The organism is Streptomyces olivochromogenes (genome assembly GCF_021538895.1).
In the GTDB taxonomy this organism is placed as follows: Bacteria; Actinomycetota; Actinomycetes; order Streptomycetales; family Streptomycetaceae; genus Streptomyces; species Streptomyces olivochromogenes_A.
In genome coordinates this window covers 107,748-117,507 of record NZ_JADDRL010000006.1, presented here as the reverse complement: position 1 = coordinate 117,507, position 9,760 = coordinate 107,748, and the positions used below count along the sequence as shown (strand labels likewise).

The window sequence follows — 9,760 nt, the reverse complement described above, 5'->3', positions numbered from 1 at the left end:
TTCGCCGTGACGGCTACCTGATGATCCGGGTGACCTGACCGGCGCCCACCGTCCGCCCGCCCTCCCGGATGGCGAACTTCAGCCCTTCCTCCATGGCGATGGGCTGGATCAACTCGACGTGCATGGTGGTGTTGTCGCCCGGCATGACCATCTCGGTGCCCCGGGGCAGGGTGACGACGCCCGTCACGTCCGTGGTGCGGAAGTAGAACTGGGGACGGTAGTTCTGGAAGAAGGGCGTGTGCCGGCCGCCCTCGTCCTTGGACAGGATGTAGGCGCGCGCCTCGAACTCCGTGTGCGGGGTGACGGATCCGGGCTTGATGACGACCTGCCCGCGCTCGACCTCCTCGCGCTTGACGCCCCGCAGCAGCAGACCGACGTTCTCGCCCGCCCGGCCCTCGTCGAGCAGCTTGCGGAACATCTCCACGCCGGTGACCGTGGTCCTGGTCTTCTGCTCGTGGATGCCGATGATCTCCACCTCGCTGTGGACCCGCAGCGTGCCGCGCTCGATCCGGCCGGTGACGACCGTGCCCCGGCCGGTGATGGTGAACACGTCCTCGATCGGCATCAGGAACGGCCGGTCCACGTCCCGCACCGGCTCGGGCACGAACCGGTCGACGGCGTCGAGGAGTTCGAGCACCGACGCGGTCCATTGCGGGTCGCCCGCCAGGGCCCTGAGCGCGGAGACCCGCACCACCGGCACGTCGTCGCCGGGGAACTCGTACTCGGTGAGCAGCTCGCGCACCTCCAGCTCGACGAGCTCCAGGATCTCCTCGTCGTCCACCACGTCCGTCTTGTTGAGGGCGACGACGACATAGGGCACGCCCACCTGCCGGGCCAGCAGCACGTGTTCCTTGGTCTGCGGCATCGGGCCGTCGGTGGCCGCGACGACGAGGATGGCGCCGTCCATCTGGGCGGCGCCCGTGATCATGTTCTTGATGTAGTCGGCGTGTCCGGGGCAGTCGACGTGCGCGTAGTGCCGCCGCTCGGTCTGGTACTCGACGTGCGCGATCGAGATGGTGATGCCACGCTGCCGTTCCTCGGGCGCCTTGTCGATCTGGTCGAACGGCGTGAAGGGGTTGAGATCGGGGAACTTGTCGTGCAGCACCTTCGTGATGGCCGCCGTGAGAGTGGTCTTGCCGTGGTCGATGTGACCGATGGTGCCGATGTTCACGTGCGGTTTGGTCCGCTCGAACTTCGCCTTCGCCACTGCGAGCCCTCCTGGTCAGGTGGGTGATGTCAAGCGCGGCTCCACTGTTGCCCGTTCTTCATGTCTATTCGCTGCGGGGCGCGTCGAACAGGGCGCTGACGGACTCACCGTTGTGAATCCGGCGGACGGCCTCGGCGAGCGCCGGGGCGATGGACAGGATGCGCAGTTTGGCCTTGTACTCCCTGTGGTCCTCCACGGGCACCGGCACGGTGTTGGTGCAGACGATCTCCAGCACGTCGGGCTGCTCGCTCAGCCGCTTGAGCGCACCCGCCGAGAAGAGCCCGTGCGTACAGGCCACCCGGATCGAGCGCGGCCCCAACTCGCGCAGGCGCTCCAGGAGTTCCAGCACCGTGCTGCCCTTGGCGATCTCGTCGTCCAGCACGATCACGTCCCGCCCGGTCACCTCGCCGATCACCGAGTTGATGCTCACCCGGTCGTCCGCGAACCGCTGCTTGGCGCCGGCGGCGACCTGCGCGCCGATGAGCCGGGCGAAGGCGGCTGCCTCCTTGGCGTTGCCGAGGTCAGGGGAGACGACGGTGGTGCGTGAGAGGTCGTACCTCTGGAAGTGCGCGGCGAGTTCGCGCAGCGCGTGCAGATGGTCCACCGGCACCGAGAAGAAGCCGTGCACCTGCGGGGCGTGCAGGGTCATGGCGAGGACCCGGCTCGCGCCGGCCGCCACCAGCAGGTCCGCGACGAGCCGGCCGCCCAGCGAGATGCGCGGCGCGTCCTTCTTGTCGGAGCGGGCGTAGGAGTAGTGCGGCATGACGACCGTGATACGGCCAGCGGAGGCGCCGCGCGCCGCGTCGCACATCATCAGCAGCTCCACCAGGTGCTCCTGCACCGGTCTGACCAGCGGCTGGACCAGGAAGACGTCGCGCTCGCGGCAATTGGCCTGAAGCTGCACCTCCAGACAGTCGTTGGCGAACCGGCTGACCCGGGTGGGGCTGAGGGGTACGCCGAGGTGCGCGCAGACCTCCTGGGCCAGCTCGGGATGGGCACTGCCACTGAAGACGGCGATGTCTCGCACGATCCGCTCCTCGCATGATCATCAAAGTCCGCGGCTCATGCTACGCAGGCCAGCTTCGGAGGGCTTGCCTAAAAGCTTTAGGTAGTTGCATAATCGTTTATGTCGAAAGAAGGGATGGTTATGGCACGCGCGGGACTGACCACCGAACGCCTGGTCCGGGCGGGGGCCGAGCTGGCCGACGAGGTCGGCTTCGAGCAGGTGACCGTCTCGGCGCTGGCCCGGCGGTTCGACGTCAAGGTCGCGAGCCTGTACTCGCACCTGAAGAACTCCCAGGACCTCAAGACCGGGATCGCCCTGCTCGCCCTGGAGGAACTGGCCGACCGGGCCGCCCACGCCCTCGCGGGCCGGGCCGGCAAGGACGCCCTGGCCGCCTTCGCGAACGTTTACCGCGACTACGCCCGGGAGCATCCCGGCCGCTATGCGGCGGCCCAGCTGCGGCTCGACCCGCAGACGGCCGCCGCGAGCGCCGGTGTCCGGCACGCGCAGATGACCCGGGCGATCCTGCGGGGCTACGACCTGACGGAACCGGACCAGACCCATGCGGTCCGGCTGCTGGGCAGCGTCTTCCACGGCTACGTGAGCCTGGAGCTGGGGGGCGGGTTCAGCCACAGCGCCCCCGACACCGAGGAGACCTGGACCCGGATCGTGGACGCCCTCGACGCGCTGCTGCGCAACTGGCCCGCGCCCTGACCCCGCAACCGTCCGGCACACCCCACCTCACAGGCCTGCGCACACTCCACGTCACAGGCCCGCGCACACCCCGACCCACAGGCATGAGGTCATGCACACCACCCGGCACGACTGGATCACCACGCCCATCACCGCGGACCTCCTGCGCGGCGCCCTCGACCTGGAGCGCACCGCGCGGGGCGTCCTGCCGCACCGGCTGCCCGCCCGGGCCCGCGCCCAGTGCGCCGATCCGCAGCTCGCCCTCGCGGAGGCCCAGCCGTCCGGCGTCCGGCTGGTCTTCCGTACCGGGGCGACCGCCGTGGAACTGGACACCGTGCCCACCAAACGGGTCTACGTGGGTGCCCCGCCGCGCCCGGACGGCGTGTACGACCTGCTCGTCGACGGCCGCGCGGCCGGGCGGGCCGGGGTGAGCGGCGGCGACACGCTGACCATCGACATGACCACCGGGACCGCCGAGCACCGGCCCGGCCCGGCCGGCACCCTCCGCTTCACCGGCCTGCCCGACCGGGTCAAGGACGTGGAGATCTGGCTGCCGCACGACGAGACCACCGAACTCGTCGCGCTGCGCACCGACGCCCCCGTCGAGCCCGTACCGGACCGGGGCCGCAAGGTGTGGCTGCACCACGGCAGTTCGATCAGTCACGGCTCCGACGCCGCGAGCCCCACCGGCACCTGGCCCGCGCTCGCCGCCTCGCTCGGCGGGGTGGACCTGGTCAACCTGGGTCTGGGCGGCAGCGCCCTGCTCGACCCGTTCACCGCCCGCGCGATGCGGGACACTCCCGCGGACCTGATCAGCGTCAAGCTCGGCATCAACCTGGTCAACACCGACCTCATGCGCCTGCGCGCCTTCACACCCGCCGTCCACGGTTTCCTCGACACCCTCCGCGAGGGCCATCCGAGCGCGCCGCTGCTGGTCGTCTCCCCCATCCTGTGCCCGATCCACGAGGACACCCCCGGGCCCAGCGCCCCGGACCTCTCCGCGCTCGCCGACGGACGGCTGCGGTTCGTGGCCGCGGGCGATCCGGCGGAGCGCGCGAGCGGAAAGCTCACCCTGGGTGTGATCCGGGACGAACTGGCCCGGATCGTGGCGCAGCGCGCGGCCGAGGACCCGCACCTGCACCACCTGGACGGCCGCGACCTCTACGGCCCGGCCGACGCCGCCGAACTCCCGCTGCCCGACCGGCTCCACCCGGACGCCGTCACCCACCACCGCATCGGCGAACGCTTCGCCGCGCACGCCTTCGCCGAGAACGGGCCGTTCGCCTAAATCGCCGCCCCGATCGGGCAACTCATTGGCCTGACGGGGAGTTTGGCGGGCATCCGGACAGGAGGAAGGAGGGCCATCGACATGTCGACTTCCATCAAGGCGCTGCCCGCCCGGATGCCCCTGTGGGCGAAGCTGGTGACCGCTGTCGTCCTAGTGCTCGCGGTGTTCTTCGCCGGGATCCGGCTGGCCGTACTCCCGGGTCTGAAGGACCTGTTCGGCACCGAGACGCACGACCGGTCGGGACCCGCACTCCTCAAGTCGATCAAGGACATCAGCCGTTACGACGCCGCCACCGGCGCCTTCCAGGTCGTCGTGGACCTGGAGAAGGACGCCAAGTACCTGCCCGACGCGATCCGCGGCACGCGCACCCTGTACGTCGGGGCGGGCTCCGTGGACGCCTACGTCGACCTCGGCCGGCTCGGCGAGCGGGACGTGACGGTGGGCGGCGACCGCACGTCGGCCGCGCTCCGGCTGCCGCACGCCCGGCTCGGCAGGCCCGCGCTGGACGCCGACCACTCCTACACCGTCTCCAAGCAGCGCGGCCTGATCGACCGGCTCGGTGACCTCTTCTCGGACAACCCCAACAGCGAACACGCCGTCCAACAGCTTGCGGTACGCCACATCGGCGAGGCGGCCAAGGACAGCGGACTGACCGCGCGGGCCGAGACGAACACCACGAACATGCTGGAGGGCCTGCTGCGCTCCCTCGGCTTCACGGAGGTGCAGGTGACGTACGGGGCCTGATCAGGCTCCCAGCACCCCGGGCAGGGCCAGGACCCCGAGCAGTGTCGTGCCGACCAGCAGCCATGCCACGTAGTCGCCGATGTGTCCCGACTGCAGGCGCCGCAGCGGCAGCGCCCGGTCGGGGGCGGCGAGCAGCGCCGGGCGGGTGACCGCCACGGCCGTGAGCCCCACCGCGAGGAGGGCCGAGGCGAGGCCGAGCAGGACGCCGGGCACGGTCCAGTGGACGGAGGTGACGACAACTCCCCCGGAACCGGCCTCGTTGACCGCGTCCGCGACGAGGCCGCCGAAGCCGGGGACCGTGCCGACGGCCAGCGCTCCCGCGAGCAGCAGCGCCGGCACGGCGGTCATGGTGTCGGGCACCCGGGACAGTCGTCGCCGGGTCTCCGGCCGCTCGCCGGCGCCGGTGGTCTCGTACTCCCCGTCGGACTTCGGCCGGGGCCCGAGCCCAAGGAACACCCGCGCGCCGACCCGCAGCACCGCTCCCCCGGTGACGGCGGACGCGGCGACGTAGACGAGGGCGAGGGCGCCGCCCACCGCCTCCTCGGTGACGGCCTTGCCCAGCGCCGTCCCGAACGGAGGCAGCCCGGCCAGGCCCAGGGCGCCGACGCCCCACAGCGCGGCGACGGTGCGCAGTTGCCGCGCCTTCCCGAACAGCGCGAGTTCGTCGACGCTCCCGTACCGGTCGAGGAGGATGCCCGCGCAGGCGAACAGCGCGGCCTTCACTCCGGCGTGGGCGATGAGATAGAGGGCGATCCCGTCGTCGGCCTCGGGGGTGAGGACGCCGATGCCGATGAGGAAAAGGCCGGTGTGGGCGACCGTCGAGTAGGCGAGCAGCCGCTTGATGTGCCGCTGGTACCAGCACATCACCGCGCCGACGACCGCGGTCAGCACCCCGAGCACGACGAGGACCCGCCGCAGGTCGGCGGGCGGGATGCCGCCGGGTCCGGCGAAGACGGTGCCGTACACCCGCCAGACGCCGTACGTGCCGAGTTCGACCATGACGCCGGACAGCACCATGCACACCGGCGTGGGCGCGACGGCGTGCGCGTCCGGCAGCCAGAAGTGGAACGGTACGGCGGCTGCCTTGACCAGCAGCCCGGTCAGGACGAGGACGAAGCTCGCGAGGACGAGCGCGTCGGGTCCGCCGTGCACGGCCGTACGGTCGAGACCTCGCCCGATCTGCGCCATCGCGAGTTCGCCGGTGCGGGCGTACAGCAGGGCGATGCCCATCAGCAGGGCGTAGGCGCCCAGCGAGGTGACGATCGCGAAGGTCAGCGCGCCCTGCACGGCCTTCGCCTCGTCGATCCGGTAGCCGGTCAGCGCGTAGGCGACGACACTCATCAGCTCGAAGAAGACGAACGCGTTGAACAGGTCGCCGGCGATGGCGAATCCGCACATGCCCGCCTGGAAGACCAGCATCAGGGCGGGAAAGGAGCCCGCGTGCCGACGCGGCGGTTCGTCGAAGTAGCGCCAGGAGTACGCCAGTGCCGCCGAGGTCAGCAGGGAGGCGAGTGCGGCCATGCCGAGCGCGGGGCCGTCCCCGATCAGCATGATCCCGACGCTCTCGCCGTTCACGGGCACCCAGCCGCCGGCCCACTCGACCAGCGGCGGGGAGGAATTGAGCAGCAGCGTGATCGCGAGGGCGGCGGTGGCGCCCGAGACCGTGCAGCCGATCGTCTCGGCGGCGCGGCGGGGCAGTCGGCGGCCGCCGGCGACGAGCAGGGCGGCGCCGAGCAGCGGGAGGGCGACGAGCAGCGGCAGGAGGTGGTGCATCAGCCGCGCAGCTCCGAGAGTTCGTCGGGGTCGACCGTGCCGTGCCGCTTGGAGACCTGTAGGACGAGCGCGAGCAGCAGCGCGGTGACGGTGGCTCCGACCACGACGTCGGTGAGGGCGAGTGCCTGCACGACGGGGTCGACGAGGGGGCGTGAACCCGGCTCGATGTCCGAGAAGACGGGCGCCGTGGCGCCGTCGCGGTAGCCGACGGCGAGCAGCAGGACGTAGGTGGCGGACTGGCACACGGCCAGGCAGCCGACGGCGTGGATCAGGTTGCGGCTGGTGGCGAGGCCGTAGCAGCCGACCAGGAAGACCCAGACGGCGACCAGGTACGGCAGCACGTGCGGCACGGCGGTCATGGTGTCCTCACGCCCCGTTCTCCTTCCCGTTCTCCTTCTCGCTTTCCTTGTCGTCCTTGTCGTCCTTGTCGTCCTTGCCGTTGCCCTGCTCGATCTCGACGGCCTGGTCCAGGAAGCGGGCGAGCAGCACGACGACCGCGCAGGCGACCTCCATGCCGATGGCCGCGTTCAGCAGGGGGACGTTGCCGCCGGAGGACAGCGTGTTGAACGTGCCGTACGGCAGCAGTGTGTTGGCGAGGAACGCGGTGCCGGCGAGGACGCCCGCGAGGCCCAGGACCAGGTAGGCGGAGACGGCGAGGGAGTCGGCGACCTCGAACAGGCCGACCGGGCGGACGCGTTCCAGTGCGCGGTAGTCGGCGCCGAGGTAGAGCAGGTGCAGGGCGGTCGCCGCGACGACGCCGCCCTGGAAGCCGCCGCCGGGGCTGAGCTGACCGTGGGCGATGACGTAGAGGCCGCCGACCACGGCGACCGGCAGCACGATCAGGGCGTAGCGGCGGACCGGCAGGTCCACCTCGGCGGGTTCGGGCCGGGCCCGGTGCTCGTCGCGGGCCTGCCGCAGCAGCACCACGCAGCCGAGTACGGCGGCGAACAGGATGGACATCTCGCCGAGCGTGTCGTAGGCCCGCTGGTCGAAGTTGACGGAGGCGATGGTGTTGGCGGTGTGCCGGGCCAGCGCGGCGCGGACGGCGCGCTCGCCGTACGGGTGCGAGGAGCCGCCGAAGGGCGGGAGTTCCAGGCAGGCCGCGACCAGGAGGGCGGCCAGGCCCGTGCCGGAGACGGCCACGAGCCACAGCCGGGTGCGCCGGCTCACCGCCCGCCGTCCTTCGGCTGCCCGCGCCGTTTCACCCTGCGCACCGACAGCATGATCAGCAGCGGGGTGAGGGCCGAGCCGACGGCCAGCTGCGAGAGGCCGACGTCGGGGGCCTGGAGGACGGTGAACAGGACGGCGAGCACCAGGCCGAGGACGGAGAGGACCAGGGCCTGGCGGGCGGGGTCGCGGTTGGCCACGGCCGCGGTCGCGGTGACGGCCACCAGCAGCAGGGAGACGACGATCACCGCGTCAGCCACCGCGCACCCCCCGGAACCCGCCGGACAGCGCCCGTGAGGCGACCACGTTGCCGCCGATCAGCAGCGCGCCGATGACCAGCAGCTTGACCATCGCGCGGCTCGGTCCGACGGCCGCGCACAGCACCACCACGGTCACCGCGCCGAGTCCCGCGGCCGCCCAGGTCAGTCCCCGGGCGCGGGGCGGATCGTCCGTCAGTTCGTCGCTGAGCAGCCGGGCGAAGACGAGCGTGCCGACCGGGCCGAGGAGCGCGAGGAGCAGAGCCAGGTCGACGTAGGACGGGCGGTCGTACCCCTGGGCGAGGAGCAGAAGGCTCGGGCAGACGGCGGAGGTGGACAGGTTCTGGGCCACCACGCGGCGCCGCAGCGGGCCCGTGGACACGCCCCACACGGCGGCCCCGGCGCCCACGGCCAGCAGCAGCGTCGCCGCGAGGTTCCAGTCGTTCACCGCCAGGTCACCGCCCGGCGCGCGGCCCGGGCCGCGAGGGCGCCCACGGCGGCGACGCCCGCGCCGACCGCGCACTCCAGGGGGTCGACCGTGCTGATGAGCACCAGCCACAGCAGGGCGAGGCCGGTCCACCAGGCCAGGAGTTCGCCCGTGGCGACGAGCGCCGTACGCCGGTCCATGCGCCACCTCCTCGGCCGTGATCACCGTTTCTGGCATCCAAGCACCGCCCGGGCCTCGGGGAGCGGCGGCGCGCGGGCCTCAGCGCGGGGTGCCCCGGGAGCGCGAACGGAAACCGGCGGCGCGCCTCGGACGCGGCGCGGAGGGCGGTGTTCCCCGCCCCATCCGGGGTAACCGGCTTGTCACGCAGGGAAGTTGAAGACTGGAGGACCACATGGCCCGTACGGCTATGCGCCTGCGCACCATCTGGGGCGAACGCGCCGGTAAGAGCGGGCGTGCCGACAAGGCCGCCGATCGCACCGGCAAGGCCGGGCGCACCACCAAGTCCGAACGCGCCGGCAAGACCGGGCGCGCCACCAAGCCCGGGCGTGCCGGCAAGAGCGGGCGCGCCGCGAAGAATCGGCGCGCACCCGCGGCACGCGCCGAACACCACACGCTCGCCCTCCCCCTCCGCCTGCTGGCGATGCTCTGCGCCTTCGCGTTCATGGTGGCGTTCGCCGTCGTGCTGGCGCGGCTCACCTTGCAGCCGTCGCCGGCGTCGGCGGCGCTCGCGCACAGCAATCTGCATCCCGGGCGGTCGGTGGAGGCGTATCTGAACCAGCCCGCCCTGCGCGACGCCGTCAAGCAGATCGGCGGGAACCTGCTGCTGGGGGTGCCGTTCGGGGTGCTGGTGCCGGTGCTCGCGCCGCGGGCCCGGGGGATCGTACGGGTGCTGCTGCTCACCGCGTCCGTGATGCTGCTGGTGGAGCTGGCGCAGGGTGCGCTGGTCACCGGGCGCGCCTTCGACGTGGACGACGTCATCCTCAACACCACGGGGGCGCTGGTCGGTTACCTGCTCCTGGGCCGGCGGCTCGGGCGGGCGGTGCACGCGCGCGCACCGAAGAAGTGACCTGACGCCGACGGGACCCCGCCCCGACGCCGCCCGGATATCAGCGCCGAACACTGGTCCGTACCAACCTCTTGACGCCCCTCTTATCTCACTTCTTAAATCAAGTGGCGACAC

At 71.9% G+C, this 9,760-nt stretch carries 12 protein-coding genes; 4 read left to right on the top strand and 8 right to left on the bottom strand.

What is annotated here, in order from left to right; translation table 11 throughout:
• Positions 1-13 precede the first annotated feature (13 nt).
• Together tuf and IPZ69_RS04870 are read right to left on the bottom strand one after the other, a co-directional pair.
• Entirely contained in the window at positions 14-1,207 is a 1,194-nt protein-coding gene (gene tuf, locus IPZ69_RS04875; RefSeq protein ID WP_235452492.1) for an elongation factor Tu, read from the bottom strand.
• A gap of 64 nt (positions 1,208-1,271) precedes the next feature.
• Positions 1,272-2,234, bottom strand: coding sequence for a ribose-phosphate diphosphokinase (locus IPZ69_RS04870; RefSeq protein ID WP_235452489.1), 963 nt, complete (start codon positions 2,232-2,234; stop codon positions 1,272-1,274).
• A gap of 120 nt (positions 2,235-2,354) precedes the next feature.
• On the opposite strand from IPZ69_RS04870, the gene IPZ69_RS04865 reads away from it, so the two are divergent.
• The 3 genes from IPZ69_RS04865 to IPZ69_RS04855 all read left to right on the top strand — a co-directional run bounded on the left by IPZ69_RS04865 (position 2,355) and on the right by IPZ69_RS04855 (position 4,935).
• Complete coding sequence (locus IPZ69_RS04865; protein WP_235452487.1) at positions 2,355-2,924, top strand: TetR/AcrR family transcriptional regulator; 570 nt, start codon at positions 2,355-2,357, stop codon at positions 2,922-2,924.
• 91 nt (positions 2,925-3,015) lie between these two features.
• Entirely contained in the window at positions 3,016-4,191 is a 1,176-nt protein-coding gene (locus IPZ69_RS04860) for a GDSL-type esterase/lipase family protein (protein WP_235452484.1), read from the top strand.
• 81 nt (positions 4,192-4,272) lie between these two features.
• Positions 4,273-4,935, top strand: a complete 663-nt coding sequence (locus tag IPZ69_RS04855; RefSeq protein WP_235452482.1) for a DUF4230 domain-containing protein — start codon at positions 4,273-4,275, stop codon at positions 4,933-4,935.
• Here IPZ69_RS04855 and IPZ69_RS04850 read toward each other — a convergent pair whose 3' ends face one another.
• Genes IPZ69_RS04850 through IPZ69_RS04825 form a run of 6 tightly spaced genes read right to left on the bottom strand, consistent with a single transcriptional unit; the run spans position 4,936 to position 8,759 of the window.
• Positions 4,936-6,708: a complex I subunit 5 family protein gene (locus IPZ69_RS04850; protein WP_235452479.1), complete on the bottom strand. Its 1,773-nt coding sequence runs from the start codon at positions 6,706-6,708 to the stop codon at positions 4,936-4,938.
• Positions 6,708-7,067, bottom strand: coding sequence for an NADH-quinone oxidoreductase subunit K (locus tag IPZ69_RS04845; RefSeq protein WP_235452476.1), 360 nt, complete (start codon positions 7,065-7,067; stop codon positions 6,708-6,710). The genes IPZ69_RS04850 and IPZ69_RS04845 overlap by 1 nt, the downstream gene beginning before the upstream one ends.
• A gap of 7 nt (positions 7,068-7,074) precedes the next feature.
• On the bottom strand, positions 7,075-7,878 hold the full coding sequence (locus IPZ69_RS04840; RefSeq protein WP_235452475.1) for an MnhB domain-containing protein: 804 nt from the start codon (positions 7,876-7,878) through the stop codon (positions 7,075-7,077).
• Complete coding sequence (locus IPZ69_RS04835) at positions 7,875-8,135, bottom strand: Na(+)/H(+) antiporter subunit B (RefSeq protein ID WP_235452472.1); 261 nt, start codon at positions 8,133-8,135, stop codon at positions 7,875-7,877. The genes IPZ69_RS04840 and IPZ69_RS04835 overlap by 4 nt, the downstream gene beginning before the upstream one ends.
• Positions 8,128-8,580: a monovalent cation/H+ antiporter complex subunit F gene (locus IPZ69_RS04830; RefSeq protein ID WP_235452470.1), complete on the bottom strand. Its 453-nt coding sequence runs from the start codon at positions 8,578-8,580 to the stop codon at positions 8,128-8,130. Before IPZ69_RS04830 ends, IPZ69_RS04835 begins: the two co-directional genes overlap by 8 nt.
• Positions 8,577-8,759, bottom strand: coding sequence for a hypothetical protein (locus IPZ69_RS04825; RefSeq protein WP_235452468.1), 183 nt, complete (start codon positions 8,757-8,759; stop codon positions 8,577-8,579). The genes IPZ69_RS04830 and IPZ69_RS04825 overlap by 4 nt, the downstream gene beginning before the upstream one ends.
• Before the next feature lie 212 nt (positions 8,760-8,971).
• Between IPZ69_RS04825 and IPZ69_RS04820 the strand changes: the two genes are divergently transcribed.
• On the top strand, positions 8,972-9,646 hold the full coding sequence (locus tag IPZ69_RS04820) for a VanZ family protein (RefSeq protein WP_235452467.1): 675 nt from the start codon (positions 8,972-8,974) through the stop codon (positions 9,644-9,646).
• The last annotated feature ends 114 nt before the right edge of the window (positions 9,647-9,760 follow it).

Coding starts and splice junctions, on each gene's coding strand:
- IPZ69_RS04845 (WP_235452476.1), bottom strand. CDS start 7,067: ATGACCGCCGTGCCGCACGTGCTGCCGTACCTGGTCGCCGTCTGGGTC.
- IPZ69_RS04850 (WP_235452479.1), bottom strand. CDS start 6,708: ATGCACCACCTCCTGCCGCTGCTCGTCGCCCTCCCGCTGCTCGGCGCC.
- IPZ69_RS04825 (WP_235452468.1), bottom strand. CDS start 8,759: ATGGACCGGCGTACGGCGCTCGTCGCCACGGGCGAACTCCTGGCCTGG.
- IPZ69_RS04820 (WP_235452467.1), top strand. CDS start 8,972: ATGGCCCGTACGGCTATGCGCCTGCGCACCATCTGGGGCGAACGCGCC.
- IPZ69_RS04855 (WP_235452482.1), top strand. CDS start 4,273: ATGTCGACTTCCATCAAGGCGCTGCCCGCCCGGATGCCCCTGTGGGCG.
- IPZ69_RS04860 (WP_235452484.1), top strand. CDS start 3,016: ATGCACACCACCCGGCACGACTGGATCACCACGCCCATCACCGCGGAC.
- IPZ69_RS04865 (WP_235452487.1), top strand. CDS start 2,355: ATGGCACGCGCGGGACTGACCACCGAACGCCTGGTCCGGGCGGGGGCC.